The sequence below is a fragment of the Pseudoalteromonas sp. MER144-MNA-CIBAN-0113 genome (genome assembly GCF_040308965.1).
In the GTDB taxonomy this organism is placed as follows: domain Bacteria; phylum Pseudomonadota; class Gammaproteobacteria; order Enterobacterales; family Alteromonadaceae; genus Pseudoalteromonas; species Pseudoalteromonas tetraodonis.
In genome coordinates this window covers 1-16,900 of record NZ_JBEOOG010000035.1, presented here as the reverse complement: position 1 = coordinate 16,900, position 16,900 = coordinate 1, and the positions used below count along the sequence as shown (strand labels likewise).

Sequence of the window (16,900 nt, the reverse complement as noted above, 5' to 3'; positions counted from 1 at the left end):
CGCCCTCGGCAGCGCCTATTTGGCATTGAAAGATCATCAAACCCTAATCTATATAATAAATTGCATAGCTTGACGCGCTAATTGTAATTTCACCCGCATGATAGGCATCAGGGACATAATTACCAGGTGCACTGTCTGCCATCATTACTTTTTCACTGCGCATGTACGGTGTAGATGGCATATCAAGCGGGGTTAACGACGCGCTATATAAGCCTTTTAACTCTACATCAAAGTCGTCACTTAGCTCTTTTGCCGCGACTTTGGCTTGTTTAATTGCCAGTTTTTGTGCTTTTTTATGCAGCTCATCGTAGTTGCTAGCTAAAAATTGCGTTTGTCTAATTTCATTAATGCCATTATTAACTAAGCTCTGTAATAATTCAGGGTATTTATTAATTGTAGAAAGTTTAATGGTGAGCGTTCTTGATACCTTAAAGCCAGTAAACTCTTGTTTACCTGTTTCACGATTATATTGGTTATCACGGTATATAGAAATTTGACCGGCATTAATATCCGCATCATCTACCCCTAGTTTTTTTACTAAACTTATTGCACTGGCCATAGTGGTATCGGTTTGTTTTTTTGCTGCAATTAAGTCTTTATCTATTTCAGTAATGCCCACCGTTAATAAAACATGATCCGGCATCGTCGTTAGTGAAGCTTCACCTTTAACATAAATATGCGGCTCTTCTGGGGCGTTGCTCGCATAAGCTGATGTACTGAGTAATGCGGCGGTTAAAATCGAAAGCGTTTTCATAAGTCTATCCTTTTAAATTTGATTGCCTCAGTTAACACCTTATGCGGTTAATTAAAGATGAACAAGCATAAAAAAACAGGCAAAAGCCTGTTTTTTTTAATCTCTACTGTAATTAAATGCTGCAACGTTTGTAGTTACGGTATTTTGGTAACCAGTAGTTTTTGTCGATGGCTGCCCACAGCGCATCGTCTGAAATTTCAAGGGCAACGCCCTCTTCAATTGCCTTTTTAGCCACTGCAAACGCAATACGTTTACTAAGCGTTTCAATTTCAGTCAGTGCCGGTAGTAAGCTGCCTTTACCTGTATTAGCTAAAGGTGACGACTCAGCCAACATTTCGCTCGACATAATTAGCATCGCATCGGTAATACGGGTTGCTTTGGCGGCAATAACACCTAAGCCAATACCCGGGAATATGTAACTATTATTACATTGTGGAATTGGGTAAGTCACACCGTTATAAACAACTGGGTCGAATGGGCTGCCAGTTGCAACAATTGCTTTGCCATCAGTCCATTTAATTACATCTTCTGGGTAGGCTTCTACTTGTTTAGATGGGTTACTTAACGGGAAAATAATTGGCGATTCACATTTAGCATGCATAGCGCGAATGACTTGCTCGGTAAATAAACCAGGTTGGCCAGATACACCAATTAAAATATCTGGTTCAGCACAGTGCATTACATCTAATAATGACGCGTATTCGCCGCTGTAAGTCCAATCTGCTAGGCAGCTCGTTGGTTGCGCTAACATTTGTTGGAAGTCGCGTAAGCCTTGCATACCATCTGTTAATAAGCCAAAACGGTCAACCATAAATACTTGGCTGCGTGCCTGTGCTTCACTGATGCCCTCAGCAACCATAGTGCTAACAATTTGTTCAGCAATACCACAGCCTGCAGAGCCTGCGCCTACAAAAACAACTTTTTGAGTTGATAATTTAGCACCTTTAACACGACATGCTGCTAATAAAGACCCCACAGTAACCGACGCAGTACCTTGAATGTCATCATTAAAGCTACAAATTTCATTACGGTAACGCTTTAATAATGGCATTGCATTAGGCTGAGCAAAATCTTCAAACTGCAGTAACACATTTGGCCAGCGACGTTTAACTGCTTTAATGAATAAGTCTAAAAACTCATCGTATTCGTCTTGTGCAATACGTTTATGGCGAGCACCCATGTACATTGGGTCGTTTAATAATTTTTCGTTATTGGTTCCCACATCGAGCATAACCGGTAACGTATAAGCTGGGCTAATACCGCCACACGCGGTATACAAAGAAAGCTTACCAATTGGAATCCCCATGCCACCAATACCTTGGTCGCCAAGACCTAAAATACGCTCACCGTCGGTAACAACAATCACTTTTACTTTGCCTTTTGTGGCATTACGTAAAATATCGTCAATGTGAAAGCGATCTTCATAGGAAATAAATAAACCACGGGCACTGCGATAAATATCAGAAAACTTTTCACAGGCATCACCCACTGTTGGGGTGTAGATAATAGGCATCATTTCTTCGATATGATCGCGCACTAAACGGTAATAAAGCGTTTCGTTATTATCTTGAATGGCGCGTAAATAAATGTGCTTATTTAAGTTGTCGTTAAAACTTGAGTATTGTTGGTAACAACGCTCAACTTGCTCTTCTATTGTTTCGTAACGAGGAGGAAGTAAACCAGCAAGATTAAAGTGTTCACGTTCTTTTTGGCTAAAAGCACTTCCTTTATTCAATAGTGGGGTTTCAATTAGGCCTGGGCCAGAATAAGGAATATAAAGATAATTTGGATCGGTATTTGTAGTCATATTTCCAAGCTTTACTGAATCTTAAGTAATGATCTGCCATTATCATTGTTAAAGGCTAAATTGCAATGACATTTAAGCTTGTCAGACCATTGAAAATTTACAAATACAAGCGCTACTTTAGTATAAAGCCACTCATATTTGGTGAATATGTTAGCTGGCTGTTGTGAGTTTATAAAAATTAAAACGGGCATTAGACCAGCGTTTGCTGTGTGCAATGATTACAACAGTGTCAGTTATTTTTAGATTTGCTAATTTTTTACGTTAGTTAACATACTATTTTCAATCAAATAATCATTAACTATTAAGCTGTTACATAAATAACAGCAGGTAATACATTAGCTGCAAACCTGCTGTTGATTATACATGTTTTAGAATTTAAATGAGGCTTTATTATTACTTAAATCCGATAATGCCATCCCTTCCCTGCGAGGATCGGCGGCGCCATACAAACGGTTGTTTTTAACTTCTACCGCATGCAGCCCAGAGTTTAAGTCAATCACGCGCACATCATGGCCGCGCTTTTTAAGCTTTGGTACCACCGCTTCAAGTGCAGTGCCTTTTTCTACGCTGGTGTAGTCGTTGCGATTAGTGGTTCGCGGTAAATTAATGGCTTGTTGCGCATTCAAATCCCAATCTAAAACGCCAATAACAACTTGCGCTACATAATCAATAATGCGACTACCACCAGGAGAGCCGACCACTAAACGTAAGCTCCCATCTTGATTAAATACCATCACGGGTGACATTGAGCTGCGCGGACGTTTATGGGCTTCTACTCTGTTAGCCACTAACTTGCCATTTTTACGCGGCGAGAGTGAAAAATCAGTCAGCTGATTATTTAAAATATAACCATTAACCATCACTGTTGATCCAAACGCCATTTCAATAGAGCTGGTCATTGAAACAGCATTGCCTTTGCTATCCACAATTGATACATGCGAGGTAGAGGGCAATTCAAAAGAATCATCATTTGCATAGCTTAAGTGATCAACAGGGTTGCCTGGCAATGCTTTTTGATCTTTTTCAGTAATTAATTTTGCGCGGGTGGCAATATAGTCTTTATTTAATAACTCTTGAGTAGGTACTTGGGTAAAGTCAGGATCGCCTATGTATTTATTACGATCGGCAAACGCAATACGTGACGCTTGGCTAAAGTAATGAATTGCCTCGGCACTATTGGCTTTAATGTTTGCCATGTCTTTGTGTTCAAGCAAGCCTAAAATTTGTAGTACTGAGATACCGCCACTACTTGGCGGCGCCATCGAGCAGACATTATAAACTCGGTATTTTATACAAACGGGTGCACGCTCTTTACTGCTGTAATTAGCAAGATCTTGCTCAGATAATTTACCAGGCGCAATTTTTGACTGTTGTACTGCTTTTACCATGGCTTTTGCATTATCACCTTTATAAAAAGCATCTATCCCTTTTGAAGCAATGTCTTTATATAAATTAGCTAATGGCTGATTTTTTTTAATACTGCCGACTTTGATCACTTCACCATTGGGAAAAAAATACTCATTTATGACCGGCATACTCATAACACCAGGGTTTAACTGCCTAACGAGTAAGCCATGTAATCGTGGAGATACTTCAAACCCTTGTTCAGCAAGCGCAATAGCTGGCTTAAATAACGTTGCCCATGGCAAGTTACCATATTGTTTATGGGCACTGGCAAACGCATGTAAAATACCTGGTACACCTACAGAGCGACCACCTACAACTGCTTCAATCCATTTAACAGCTTTGCCATGTTCATTTAAAAACAGGTTTTCATCGGCATTACTGGGGGCTGTTTCGCGACCATCAAAACTGGTTAGTTTATTGTTAGCTTTGTTGTAATACATCATAAACGTACCACCACCAATGCCTGATGATTGCGGCTCAACTAATGTAAGCACTAATTGGGTGGCAATAGCCGCATCAACGGCGCTTCCGCCTTGGGCTAAAATGGCCTTACCCGCTTGTGAGGCATAAGGATTTGCAGCCGCAACCATGTATTTATCGCCAGGTACTAATTGCTTTTGTACTACCCCTGTGGCGGCTTCTGGTTCACGGGTTTCAATTTGACTTGCTTGCTGTGCAAATAAAGGTAAAGACAGTGCACTTAAAGAGAGAGCAAATAACGAGTTGAGCTTAAAATTCATAATTACTGATTAAACTTAAATTGCATGGAAGATAATTGGCATCTTAAAGTTAAACAGGCACAATATGCAAAAATAAATATAAAAAAATGATCATTAAATGCTTAATTTACCTCTTCAGCCGCGTTATGTTTTACCCCCCTTGTGTTTAATTGTATTAAGTACGCTCTTAGCATGGCTTGGTATGAACAATGAGCTTGAGTTTAATCGCCCATTAATTGAACAAGGCCAACTATGGCGTTTATTTACCAGTCAATTTGTACATGCTAACTGGGTACACCTAGGTTTAAATTGTGCTGGTATCGCGCTTATTTGGTTATTGCATGGTGAATACACTACACCTAAGCAATACAGCTTTAATATCGCACTCCTTGCGCTTTGGTGTGGCTTGGGTGTTTATTGGTTTTGTCCAACAATCATTATTTATACAGGGCTGAGTGCGCTATTGCATAGCGTGATCGTGTGGGGGGCCATAAAAGATGTCACTGTTGGGTTAAAATCAGGTTATATCTTGTTTATTGGCGTATGGATAAAGCTTATTCTTGAGCAAGTTAATGGTCCAAGCGCAGAAATTGGTCAACTTATTCAATCAACGGTGGCCGTTGATGCGCATTTAATTGGCGCAATTGGTGGGGTTTTATTAGCTGTGCCGCTGGTTGTAAAACACATCAAAAACGATAATAAACACAGTTAAAAAACGCCACATAAGTGGCGTTTTTATTTTTAGTCGATTAAAGCGTTTCTTTAAACAGTTTATAAATTCGACGGTATTCATCTAACCAGCTCGAAGGCTGAACAAAACCATGCGGTTCTACTGGGAAGATTGCTGTTTCAAAGTTTTCTTTTTCAAGTTCTATTAAACGCTGTACTAAACGTACTGAATCTTGAAAGAACACGTTATCATCAACCATAGGCGCATTTATTAATAAATGCTTTTTAAGCCCTTCTGCATAATAAATAGGTGAACTACGCTCATAGGCAATCGGGTCAACATCAGGGTGATTCAAAATGTTAGCCGTATAACCTGTGTTGTAATGAGCCCAATCAGTCACTGGACGAAGCGCTGCGCCTGATTGAAACAAGTCTGGTGCGGTAAATAACGCCATGAAGGTCATAAACCCACCATAAGAGCCACCGTAAGTCCCTACCGCTTGGATATTAACATTGGCATTATCCGCCATCCATTTTACGCCATCGGCTAAATCTTGTGTTTCAGGTGTTCCCATTTGGCGATAAATAGCCGTTCGCCAATCACGACCATAGCCTTTAGATGCGCGGTAATCCATATCCATTACTACATAACCTTCATCTGCTAGTAATGAATGGAACATAAATTCACGGAAGTAGCCAGACCACCCCATGTGTGAATTTTGCAAGTACCCTGCACCGTGGTTAAAAATAACTGCTTTGCGGGTTTTGCCTGTTTCACCCTCTTGGTAATCAGCTGGGTAATATACTTTGGCGTATATGGGCTGATCTGTATGACTTGATGGCACAGCAACAATTTTAGGCGCTGTGAGTTTTTTAGCTAAAAACGCATCAGATACCGTATTGGTTAAACGAGTAGCGGTTGTGTTTGCTTTAGCCTCTGCCACATAAAGTTCAGTCGGCATAGTGATTTTAGAATGTCTAAGTAATAACTTAGATTGATCAGGGCTTAAGGTGTAATCCGTCATACCGTTTAAGTCGGTTACTTGCTCACTAACACCTGTTTGTGGATTAACACGGTATATTTCGTAAAGACCCGGATGCTCAATATTCGCTTTATAGTAAATAGCACTATTGTCATCAGTAAGGGTTAAGTCAGACACTTCAAACTCACCTTGTGTTAAAGCCGTAGCCTTGCCATTTAAAGGTTTTTTATAAAGCTGACTGTACCCCGACTCTTCCGATAAATAATAAAGCGTAGTTGAGTCATTTAACCAACCAAAGTCGTTAAACGCATACGCAATCCACGCATCGTCATGTAAACGGTGTTGAGATACGAGTTTGTTATTTTCAAAATCAACAGTGGCCAACCAACGATCTTTGTTATCCCATGCTTCAAGCATAATCGCCACTTGGCTGCCATCATCGTTCCAGCTGATAGGCGATTGATCCCATCCCCAGTCTGAAATTACATTAATGCCACGCGGTTGTTTCTTAGACTTATACGTTTTGCCTTCGCGGGCATAGTTTTCTTTTTTAACCTCAGCGAGTACATCTTCATCAAAACCAGGCAAGGTATTAAACCCTAAAGTAGTTTGGCTTTGATCTGCAAGGTTAATATAAACAATTTCAGAAGTTTGCTCTTTAGCGTCAGCCACACGACGGCGAACTTTTTTAGGCTCTATTGTCGCATCATCAGTGATGTAGTTAGGCATAATGTCGCCTTCACCACGCCATGAACTTTTTTCTTGAACAACCACAATTAACGCGTCGCCATTTGGAGAAAGCTGGGCTTCATCAACCGTGTTGCCATCGCCTAAATAGTAATACGTGTTGGCAATTGAGCTATTTTGGGTTTTAACTTGCTCATTTCGCGCATACTTATCTTGTTTGTTTTTATGCTGCAGTGCAATGTAATCAATCAGCTTATGTTGCTCTTTGGCAATATAAGTTGTTGGCTCTTTTATACCTTGTGGTTTGTCAGCCAGCTTTAAATTAGCAATTTCACGGGTTAAACCTGTGGTTAAATCTACTTTAAAAAAGATATTACCTTGGCGATACGCTAAGTTACCATCGTTTAAAAATTGTGGTTTTGACTCGGTGGCTGAGCTTTGCGTAATTTGCTTAATTACGCCTGACTGTACGTTTTTAATAAATATGTTGCCTTCAAACACATAAGCTTGAAGTGATTTATCGTTAGAAAAAACAGCTTTACTTGAGCCTACGCTGTGAAGCTGATTTAAAGCCACTTGCTCTGCTGTTTGAGCGTTTACAGCTTGAGTGAATAAATCTCTTAGCTCACTACCTTGTTGTTTTCGCGCGTAAATAACAGTACTTGAGTCAGCACTCCAAAATGCACCTTGCGGTTGACGTCCAATCCAATCAGGGTGAGCCATCGCTTGTTCAAGCGTAATTTTTGAGACACCCATGTCTGCAGGTGTGTTAACAACACTTGCAACCTTGGTATTTGTTTGAATAGCTGAGTCATTAGAAGTTGTGGCGGTTGCTGTACAGCCCGCTAACATAACACTTGACGCAACAGCCATTGCAACAAGTGTTTTAGAAGATGAAAATTTAAAAATCATAGTGCTTCTTGACGGTTATTATAATTAACCGTATTTAAGCAGAAGCACCTTTATAATTGCAATTATTTAAGATAAACAACGCTGATATCGGGGTGAGTAACCCGTTTATTCAACCGTTAAATCAAGCCATACCATACGGTGGTCACTTGATGCGTTTCTATCTTTGATTAAACGGTACAATTCGCTTTGTTTTTTCGGCCAAAATACGCCACCATCTTTAATGGTTAGTCCATAATTTGAAGGCAGAACGTAATCAACGCGTGCCTGCCAGTTAGCAGTGTAATTTTTAGCATAAGCTTGTGGGTATTGCTCTTTAGCGCCCTCACTGGTTGGAATAAAACCGGCATTAATCATCGGGCTTTTAAGTAACTGATCTGTTGTATTTGTGCGCTTTTTATCGCCCTCAGGGGCGGCATTTAGGTCACCTAAAATCACAAAGCGTGATTTTGCTGCAAGGCCGCCCTTTTTACCGTTATCGTCATACAGGTAACTTTCGTTATTAACGTAATCAGCAATTAATCTAATTTCATCATGATTACGAATGCCGTTTCTGTCTTCATCACCATCAAACACAGGCGGCGTAGGATGCGAGGCTAACATATGAACTACTTTATCATTTACTTTTACCGGTATATCCCAAAACGATTTAGAGCTTAAACGTAAAGCATTCCATTCTTCTTCGTTATACCAATTTGTATTGGTTTTTGGATCTACCGGCATTTTCACATTCGGTAAATCTTTGTGCTTAAACGTTTGCAGGGTTCTGATGTTGTCAAAATCAATGGGGTAACGAGACAAAAACGCCATTGCGTAGTGGCCTTCAAAAAATCCAAAACCTTGCGCATCACCCATCACACCATTTTTTTTGCCGTTATTGTCCAAGTCAAACTCAGTTGCTAAGCCGGTATTAACGGGGGCAATGTAAACGTATGGGTAATCAATTACTGCTTGATTATTTTGCCCTACATTTAAATAATGGCTTTTAAAATACTCGATACCTTGCTCTTTTGGAATGTAGTCAAACTCATTGAGTAGTACTACATCTGGGCGGACGCGCTGGATTATTTCAGCAATATTTTTAATTTGCTGGTGGTTTGAACGCAGTGCATTTACCAGTGCATCACTTTTTACTTGTTCATTTTTAGCGGTGTAATTAGTGGCATCCATACTGACATTAAAGGTTGCTACGCGTAGCGATTCAGCCAATACAGGGCTGCTAGAAAAAACAGCAAATAACACACTACTGATTGCTGTAATACTAAGATTACGTTTCATTATATGAATCCATCTATAATTAATAATAAAATTGTGCTGCTGACTATAACCCACAAAGTAATTGCCATCAAAAATGGCTTTATACCTGCTTGCTTAAGAACCGATAGTGACAAACCACTGCCAATTAAAAACAGTGTAACCACTAATAATTGCTTAGCTGCACTATTAATGAGTTCCCATGTGGATGAAAACGACGGCATATAAGTATTAATTAATGCAGCTAATAAAAAGCCCACAATAAATAAAGGAATACTCGCCTTTTCATCAGAGCGCATAAACACTCCCGCAAGCGTAGTGTATGGAATAATCCACATAGCACGAGTAAGCTTCACTGTTGTTGCTATGCTCAGTGCCACTGCACCATAAGTAGCCGATGCACCTACCACGCTGCTGGTATCATGAATTGCAAGTGCAGCCCATAATCCAAACTGCTCTTGGGTTAATTCAAAATAGTGCCCAATTGCAGGGAATAATAATAACCCTACACCATTGAGTAAAAATACGATACCCAGCGCCACAGCCACTTCATGATCTTTAGCTTTTATAACCGGTGCCATGGCCGCAATAGCGCTACCACCACAAATAGCGGTTCCAAAGGAAATTAACACGCCTGTGTTACGATTAAGTTTAAACACTTGAGTTAAAATTTCGCCAAGCCCAATTATGGCAGTAATACTGACAATTGTTAACACTAAAGAGCTGCGACCAACCTCAATTACCTGATTAAAATCAACAGCAAACCCCAACCCCACAACCGCCAACTTTAGCATCCATTTACTGGCCTTTTGTGATAACTCAGCAAACGGGTTACCTAAGGTAATAGCAAATATAGCGCCTAAAACCAATGCACTTCCTGCTCCAATAAAAGGAGTCATACACAGTGCGAGTGAGAGTATAAATGTTGGCTTATGCAATTTAGTGATAATCACTATTTTAAGGCCGAATAAGTTTATTAGTCAGTTTATGGACAACGGGAGCAACAAATATAACTGTAGGAAAGGCAATGCAAAAGGCAAATAACCACGCTTTAAGCCAGATAGATACGATGTTATCGACCATACCAACATTAAATAAAGAAATAACTAACGACATAAAACCTGACATGAAAAGTGCCATAAAAAAGGCAAACACAATAGTACGAAACTTTGGATGGATCATTGAAAAGAACCTTTAGAAGGTAAAGCGATATATTGAAGTTAAGTTCAATTTATCGCTTTGTTTTTTAACTTATAATAGCGATTTGCTGGTAGCTAATACACCGGGGTAATCTTGCTCTGGTAAACACATTGCGAGTTCACCAAGGCGTTCACCTAATTGCTGTAAATTATCAGCAGATACATTAATGTGGCCCATTTTGCGACCAGGTTTTACACTTTTACCGTACCAATGGCTGGTTACATCTGCTGTTTTTAACACATCAGTAGGGATTTGTGCTTGGCCTAATACATTTATCATAGCAGTCGGTTGCTTAAGTTGCGTACTACCCAAAGGTAAGCCGGCAACAGCGCGCATATGGTTTTCAAATTGCGAGCAATGAGCACCTTGTTGCGTCCAATGGCCTGAGTTATGAACTCGCGGCGCAATTTCATTAACCAGTAATGTACCTTGCACATCAAAAAACTCAATGGCGAGTACACCCACATAATTAAGCTCATTCGCAATTCGGGTAAATGCCGTGATTGCTTGTTGTTCTAGTTGGCTATTATTGTTTTTACCTGCAACCGAAAGCGTTAACACACCCTCGGTGTGCTCGTTTTCAGTTAATGGATAAATAGCAACATGGCCGTGTTTATCGCGCGCACCAATAATAGAGACTTCACGATCAAACGGGATCATTTTTTCTGCAATTATGGTGTGCGGAGCGTGCTCAGTGCCTGATGCAATAAAATCAGCCATTTCAGCCCAAATTTGCTCAATTTGATCGTCTGATTTTAAACGCCATTGGCCTTTACCATCGTAACCCGCTTGGCATGTTTTAATGACTAATGGCTTACCAAGTGTTTGAACCGCGAGTTCAAGATGCGCTTTTTCTGTAATTAATTGATATGGCGCGCATGCGACCGCGGTTTTATCTAGGAGCGCTTTTTCAAGCGCACGGTCGCCACCGGTTTTAATGGCTTGTTTGCCCGGATAAAACTTATTGCTATTACAACACTGTGTAAGTACATCATCTGGAATATGTTCAAACTCGGCCGTAATAGCATCAGCGTTTTCTATCGCTTGTTCGAGCGTTGTTGGGTACACTTCATTGGTAAGCGGATGTACAATCTTTTTGCTGCCTACATCATAAGCAACCACATTTAAATTAAGTGGTGCACCAGCTAAGCTCATCATTCGTGCTAGCTGCCCTGCCCCTAAAATTAAAATATTCATGATCACTCTGCAGGATTTGGGTTAGCTAAAACAGTCTCAGTTTGTTCTTTACGGAACGCTTCGATTTTTGCGAAGATTTCTGGGTTTTGACATCCTAAAATTTGTGCCGCTAATAAACCTGCGTTTGCAGCACCGGGCTCACCAATAGCAAGAGTGCCTACCGCAACACCTTTTGGCATTTGGCAAATAGATAACAGAGAATCTACACCGTTTAGCGCTTTAGATTTAACGGGTACGCCTAAAACTGGCAGAGATGTAAACGCTGCCGCCATTCCCGGTAAGTGCGCCGCGCCACCTGCGCCTGCAATAATAACTTTAATACCGCGTTCTGCGGCTGAACTTGCGTAATCGGCAAGTAATTGAGGAGTACGGTGGGCAGAAACCACTTTAGTTTCATACTCAATGCCAAATTTTTCTAGCATAAGGGCGGCGTGTTCCATGGTTGGCCAATCTGATTTAGAACCCATAATAATGCCAACAGTCATAAATACTCCTCAGTAATGTATTTTAAGAATAGCGGACTTATGTCCGGTTTTATGGCGGGTATTATATACTTAAATGCTGCACTAATGCGACCAGCAGGCAATAAAAAAGCCATGTTAAACATGGCTTTTTTAAACAGCGAAACAATCAGCAATTAAGCTTCTTTACTCGCTAAATATTCGCTGTAGTTTCCCCTAAAGTCGATTATTTTACCGTCTTTAATTTCCCAAATACGGGTAGCAACTGATGATACAAACTGACGATCGTGTGATACAAACATCAAGGTACCTTCATATGCTTCAAGTGCTAAGTTAAGCGCTTCTATAGATTCCATATCCATGTGGTTAGTCGGTTCATCCATTAATAAGATATTTGGTTTATGCATCATGATTTTACCAAAGAGCATACGACCTTGCTCACCACCTGAGATAACTTTTACAGATTTTTTGATATCGTTTTGTGAAAACAACATACGACCTAAGAAACTACGAACAACTTGCTCATCGTCGCCCTCTTGTTGCCATTGCTCCATCCACTCAAACAAATTCATGTCTTTTTCAAACTCATCGGCATGATCTTGTGCATAGTAGCCAATGTTTGCATTTTCAGACCATTTAAACTCACCGCTTTTAGGCGCTAAACGTCCTGCTAAAGTGTTTAATAATGTTGTTTTACCCACACCATTTTCACCAATAATAGCAATGCGTTCACCTACTTCAACCAAACCCTCAAGGCCTGAGAATAAAGTTTCTTCAAAACCTTGCGATAAGCTAGTCATTTCTAGTGCGTTACGAAATAACTGCTTTTCTTGTTCAAAACGAATAAACGGTGTTTGACGTGACGACGCTTTTACTTCGTCTAATTGAATTTTATCAATTCGTTTTGCACGTGAAGTGGCTTGCTTTGCCTTTGATGCGTTGGCAGAAAAGCGCGATACAAATTGTTGAAGCTCTGCTATTTGGCTTTTCTTTTTGGCGTTTTCACTTAATAAACGTTCGCGTGCTTGAGTAGCTGCAAACATGTATTCATCGTAGTTACCCGGGTAAATACGTAGTTCACCGTAGTCAATATCGGCCATGTGCGTACATACCGAATTTAAAAAGTGACGGTCATGCGAGATGATGATCATGGTACAGTCACGTTGATTCAATACATCTTCAAGCCACTTAATTGTATAAATGTCCAAGTTATTGGTAGGCTCATCGAGCAGCATGATATCAGGGTCTGAAAACAAAACTTGAGCTAGAAGCACACGAAGTTTAAAACCTGGTGCAATTTCTGACATAGGTCCGTAGTGCTGCTCTGTAGCAATACCCACACCTAATAGTAACTCACCCGCTTTAGATTCAGCCGAGTAACCGTCCATTTCAGCAAATTCAGTTTCAAGATCGGCTACTTTCATGCCGTCTTCTTCACTCATTTCAGGTAGGCTATATATACGGTCACGTTCTTGTTTGATATCCCACAATTCTTTATGACCCATAATCACGGTATCAATAACAGAATATTCTTCGTAGGCGAATTGATCTTGGTTTAGTTTAGCAACGCGCTCATTTGGATCAGTACTTACGTTACCCGAAGATGGTTCTAATTCACCACTAAGGATTTTCATAAACGTTGATTTACCGCAACCATTAGCACCAATTAAACCATAACGGTTTGATTCGCCAAATTTAGCTGAGATATTTTCAAATAACGGTTTAGCACCAAATTGCATGGTGATGTTTGCTGTACTAATAATAGCGCTACCCTCCAAGGGAGACTGAAGTATTTAAATTGCGCGCAGTTTAAACCAAATCACCGTTTTTTTCTATGAAAGTTTATAGCACCAAACTCAAAGTAAACGGTGGCTGTTTATTAACTATAAAAGCAATTAAATAGCCAAAGTACTGGGCGAGTAAATGTGCTGAAAAGGTGGGTAAAACTCATTATTGTACTGTTGATGCAGTAAAAAAATGTTTATTAAAAAACAACTAGCATAAAACCTTTATAAATTATTTAATCGCGTTTACAGGCGACTTGGTCGCATTTTACTTTTATTAACAATTAATACGGCTATATTAACGTTTTTTATAGTATTAGAGTTTTAGCTCTACCCATGCCGACAGGCGCAACTATGAAAAAAATTCAACACTCCCTCTCCTGCATTTAAGCCTAATGTCTTATTCCAAAATTAAATGGCAGTTTATACGGCTACAAAATAAAAACAGCATTAACTTAAAATGAACAAGCTGCGTGTTTTGTGCTAATTGTCATTGATAATTTTTCACTTTTGAGCCTTTTATTGCTTTGCTAGTCTGCACGACTTCGAATTTAGTAATTATAAAAACGCCTTTAATTTAGTCAAGGCACACACAATGAAAAGAAAATTAGTATCGCTAGCAATTGCGGGTGTTTTAGCTGCTCCAAGTGTTTCAGCAGTAGAAGTGTTTAAGGATGAAAAAAATACAGTCGCAGTAGGCGGATACATTGATGCGCGAGTGATAAATACTCAAGGTCAAAACGAAATCGTCAATGGTGCCTCACGAATTAATTTTGATTTTAAACGCCAAATAAAAAACGGCTGGGAAGCAATGGCTTTAGTTGAATGGGGTGTCAACCCTGTTGGCAGTAGCGATATTGTATATAACAACCGTTTTGAATCTATTCAAGATGAGTTTTTATATAATCGTTTAGGCTATGCAGGACTTAAACACGATAAATACGGCCAAATTACGATTGGTAAACAATGGGGTGCGTGGTTTGATGTTGTGTATGCAACAAACTACAGCTATGTATGGGATGGTAACGCTGCCGGTGTTTACACTTACAACAAAGACGATGGTGCCGTAAATGGTACTGGTCGTGGTGATAAAACACTGCAATACCGTAATAGCTACAACGACTTTGACTTTAGTGTTCAAACTCAGTTAAAAAACAGCGCTTTTTATACTTGTGATGTAAGTAATATTACAGAATCACAATGCCAAGCAAATTTTGAGTCTGGAGATGCTGCTGCACAACAAGTTGAATTTAACTATACGTTTGGCGGTGCAGTAACCTATAACGTGACTGATAAGCTAAAACTGACCGCGGGTATTAACCGCGGCGAGTTTAAATTAACGTATGGCGACGGAACAACCCGCTCTGTTGACGATTTAATTTATGGTGCAGGTGTTATTTGGGGCAATATTGATGCGCCAGGCTTGTATGTAGCCGCTAATATCAACAAAAACGAAAACCACGATACAGATAACATAGGTCGTTTAATTAAAGATGCGATTGGTATTGAAACATTTGTGTCGTATCGCTTTGATAACGATTTTAGACCATTTATTGCCTATAACTTATTTGATGCAGGTGATGACTACGTAATTCAACCAAACTTTAATGCCGATCCTAACGATGTATTTAAGCGTCAGTTTGCAGTTATTGGTGTGCATTACTTAATTGACCAAGACACACAACTTTATGTAGAAGCACGTAAAGACTTTGGTGATTTTGAAAGTAATAATAAACAGCAGCAAGCGCTAATGGAGCAATCTGAAGATGACGGTATTGCTTTTGGTTTTAGATACGTTCTTTAATATCAGTTGAGCTTTCAAGCTTAAAAAAACTTAAAGCCCTGCAAAATAGCAGGGCTTTTTTTCGATTTGTTTAGTTGAAGCTTGAGCTATTTTTTCTTAAATGCTTTTTTTAACGCACGCGTCCCCTCTGTTGGCCCTAGAATAAGCCATAAAAAAGCAACCCCTCCTGGGACTAAAACTGCTTTTAATATTGGCCCTAGCAAATAAGAATAAAAATAAATTAGTGGAATAAAAAGTACATAACCAATAACACGTTTGATAAACTTCATGTAACATCCTTATAAAAATGAGTGTGCTCAAAATATTAATTGAGCGCGCTCAATTAATCAAATAATGATTTAGCCCTTTTATTTAACAAACAAGTAAAGCATTGAAATATAATGAGTAAAAAAGAAAAGACACGCGATAAAATTTTAGCTTCAGCATGGGAATTATTTTTGTTGCAAGGTTACGATCACACATCAACAAGAGAAATAGCGATTGCAGCCAATGTTGCTGTAGGTACAGTGTTTAGTCATTTTGAAAATAAAATTGATTTATTGATGGCCGGTATGCAACAACAAATAGCCGTTATTATTAACCAAGCAAAGCAGTTAGATACGCAGCACTCCCCTCGATTAAAGTTACGTCATTACGCTCATCCGCTTTATTCTTTTTATTGTGAAAATAGTGAATTTAGTAAGCTATTAATTAGCGACATCATTTGGAGAACGTCTTTATTTAAAGCGCAGATGGATGAATTTAAACAACTGCTTTTTAGTGAACAACCGAAGTTTGATGAAACAAAAGCAAGCGTAATGATGGACTGTTATTTTATGACCTTAATCGATGGGTTAAACGATCCCTTACCTAATGCTGAAAATATGCTTAGACAGTTAAGTAATAAAATAGCGCTTTTGTAATTAAGTCCTAAACGTATAGACCGGTGCTGATATAAATAAAGCACCGCCAACCTTTTTTGTTATTTAAATTCTTTAATTAACGACCCAGATAGCCAAACTCAATAAGCGTTATAAACCCACCACTCCACTTATGACTAAATTGATAATTTATATTACCCCATTGCTAAGACTACATTTAAACGCCATTAGTATGATGTGTTCTTTTTTATGTTACCTTACATCCACCAGCCAGCCATTTACACCATAAAATAAGGTAATTTATAGCAAAAAGGCTTAACTGTATATATGTGGCTGTGATCCATTTCTGTGTTGATAGAATAAAATTTCAATATTAATCAACAATTAAAAGAATTCGTCAAAAAC

At 39.3% G+C, this 16,900-nt stretch carries 14 protein-coding genes; 3 read left to right on the top strand and 11 right to left on the bottom strand.

Annotated features, from left to right (window positions below; all coding sequences use genetic code 11):
- Positions 1–43: 43 nt before the first annotated feature.
- The 3 genes from AAEY57_RS10715 to ggt form a co-directional block, all read right to left on the bottom strand.
- A complete protein-coding gene (locus tag AAEY57_RS10715) occupies positions 44–754 on the bottom strand; it encodes an SIMPL domain-containing protein (protein WP_350607841.1) in 711 nt (236 codons plus the stop codon).
- Positions 755–866: 112 nt separating this feature from the next.
- Positions 867–2,561 carry an NAD-dependent malic enzyme gene (locus AAEY57_RS10710; protein WP_128583564.1) on the bottom strand — a complete coding sequence of 565 codons (1,695 nt, stop codon included), beginning with the start codon at positions 2,559–2,561 and terminating at the stop codon, positions 867–869.
- 368 nt (positions 2,562–2,929) lie between these two features.
- Positions 2,930–4,708, bottom strand: a complete 1,779-nt coding sequence (ggt, locus tag AAEY57_RS10705; protein ID WP_350607840.1) for a gamma-glutamyltransferase — start codon at positions 4,706–4,708, stop codon at positions 2,930–2,932.
- 97 nt (positions 4,709–4,805) lie between these two features.
- Between ggt and rrtA the strand changes: the two genes are divergently transcribed.
- Positions 4,806–5,399 (top strand): rhombosortase, encoded by a 594-nt coding sequence (rrtA, locus tag AAEY57_RS10700; protein ID WP_350607839.1) that lies wholly within the window; start codon positions 4,806–4,808, stop codon positions 5,397–5,399.
- Between the two features lie 37 nt (positions 5,400–5,436).
- Here the strand turns inward: rrtA and AAEY57_RS10695 are convergent, their stop codons facing one another.
- The 7 genes from AAEY57_RS10695 to AAEY57_RS10665 all read right to left on the bottom strand — a co-directional run bounded on the left by AAEY57_RS10695 (position 5,437) and on the right by AAEY57_RS10665 (position 13,810).
- A complete protein-coding gene (locus AAEY57_RS10695) occupies positions 5,437–7,938 on the bottom strand; it encodes a S9 family peptidase (RefSeq protein WP_350607838.1) in 2,502 nt (833 codons plus the stop codon).
- A 105-nt stretch (positions 7,939–8,043) separates the two neighbouring features.
- Positions 8,044–9,213, bottom strand: coding sequence for an endonuclease/exonuclease/phosphatase family protein (locus AAEY57_RS10690; protein WP_350607837.1), 1,170 nt, complete (start codon positions 9,211–9,213; stop codon positions 8,044–8,046).
- Positions 9,213–10,142: a YeiH family protein gene (locus tag AAEY57_RS10685; RefSeq protein WP_350607836.1), complete on the bottom strand. Its 930-nt coding sequence runs from the start codon at positions 10,140–10,142 to the stop codon at positions 9,213–9,215. The genes AAEY57_RS10690 and AAEY57_RS10685 overlap by 1 nt, the downstream gene beginning before the upstream one ends.
- A 4-nt stretch (positions 10,143–10,146) precedes the next feature.
- Positions 10,147–10,371 (bottom strand): DUF2798 domain-containing protein, encoded by a 225-nt coding sequence (locus AAEY57_RS10680; protein ID WP_350607835.1) that lies wholly within the window; start codon positions 10,369–10,371, stop codon positions 10,147–10,149.
- Between the two features lie 69 nt (positions 10,372–10,440).
- A complete protein-coding gene (locus AAEY57_RS10675) occupies positions 10,441–11,586 on the bottom strand; it encodes a 5-(carboxyamino)imidazole ribonucleotide synthase (RefSeq protein WP_064664141.1) in 1,146 nt (381 codons plus the stop codon).
- 2 nt (positions 11,587–11,588) lie between these two features.
- The gene (gene purE / locus AAEY57_RS10670; RefSeq protein WP_013464946.1) at positions 11,589–12,071 is read right to left on the bottom strand and encodes a 5-(carboxyamino)imidazole ribonucleotide mutase; all 483 of its coding nucleotides are present in this window, start codon (positions 12,069–12,071) and stop codon (positions 11,589–11,591) included.
- A 152-nt stretch (positions 12,072–12,223) separates the two neighbouring features.
- Positions 12,224–13,810 (bottom strand): ABC-F family ATPase, encoded by a 1,587-nt coding sequence (locus AAEY57_RS10665; RefSeq protein ID WP_081485471.1) that lies wholly within the window; start codon positions 13,808–13,810, stop codon positions 12,224–12,226.
- A 616-nt stretch (positions 13,811–14,426) separates the two neighbouring features.
- On the opposite strand from AAEY57_RS10665, the gene AAEY57_RS10660 reads away from it, so the two are divergent.
- On the top strand, positions 14,427–15,635 hold the full coding sequence (locus AAEY57_RS10660) for a porin (protein WP_350607834.1): 1,209 nt from the start codon (positions 14,427–14,429) through the stop codon (positions 15,633–15,635).
- Positions 15,636–15,721: 86 nt separating this feature from the next.
- On the opposite strand, the gene AAEY57_RS10655 is transcribed toward AAEY57_RS10660, so the two are convergent.
- Positions 15,722–15,904, bottom strand: coding sequence for a hypothetical protein (locus tag AAEY57_RS10655; RefSeq protein WP_024602491.1), 183 nt, complete (start codon positions 15,902–15,904; stop codon positions 15,722–15,724).
- A 111-nt stretch (positions 15,905–16,015) separates the two neighbouring features.
- On the opposite strand from AAEY57_RS10655, the gene AAEY57_RS10650 reads away from it, so the two are divergent.
- The gene (locus AAEY57_RS10650; RefSeq protein WP_076921277.1) at positions 16,016–16,537 is read left to right on the top strand and encodes a TetR/AcrR family transcriptional regulator; all 522 of its coding nucleotides are present in this window, start codon (positions 16,016–16,018) and stop codon (positions 16,535–16,537) included.
- The last annotated feature ends 363 nt before the right edge of the window (positions 16,538–16,900 follow it).

Bases quoted from the DNA above. Each gene is read 5' to 3' on its own strand.
- AAEY57_RS10715 (WP_350607841.1), bottom strand. From the start codon at position 754: ATGAAAACGCTTTCGATTTTAACCGCCGCATTACTCAGTACATCAGCT.
- ggt (WP_350607840.1), bottom strand. From the start codon at position 4,708: ATGAATTTTAAGCTCAACTCGTTATTTGCTCTCTCTTTAAGTGCACTG.
- AAEY57_RS10675 (WP_064664141.1), bottom strand. From the start codon at position 11,586: ATGAATATTTTAATTTTAGGGGCAGGGCAGCTAGCACGAATGATGAGC.
- AAEY57_RS10655 (WP_024602491.1), bottom strand. From the start codon at position 15,904: ATGAAGTTTATCAAACGTGTTATTGGTTATGTACTTTTTATTCCACTA.
- AAEY57_RS10680 (WP_350607835.1), bottom strand. From the start codon at position 10,371: ATGATCCATCCAAAGTTTCGTACTATTGTGTTTGCCTTTTTTATGGCA.
- rrtA (WP_350607839.1), top strand. From the start codon at position 4,806: ATGCTTAATTTACCTCTTCAGCCGCGTTATGTTTTACCCCCCTTGTGT.
- AAEY57_RS10710 (WP_128583564.1), bottom strand. From the start codon at position 2,561: ATGACTACAAATACCGATCCAAATTATCTTTATATTCCTTATTCTGGC.
- purE (WP_013464946.1), bottom strand. From the start codon at position 12,071: ATGACTGTTGGCATTATTATGGGTTCTAAATCAGATTGGCCAACCATG.
- AAEY57_RS10660 (WP_350607834.1), top strand. From the start codon at position 14,427: ATGAAAAGAAAATTAGTATCGCTAGCAATTGCGGGTGTTTTAGCTGCT.
- AAEY57_RS10650 (WP_076921277.1), top strand. From the start codon at position 16,016: ATGAGTAAAAAAGAAAAGACACGCGATAAAATTTTAGCTTCAGCATGG.
- AAEY57_RS10695 (WP_350607838.1), bottom strand. From the start codon at position 7,938: ATGATTTTTAAATTTTCATCTTCTAAAACACTTGTTGCAATGGCTGTT.
- AAEY57_RS10690 (WP_350607837.1), bottom strand. From the start codon at position 9,213: ATGAAACGTAATCTTAGTATTACAGCAATCAGTAGTGTGTTATTTGCT.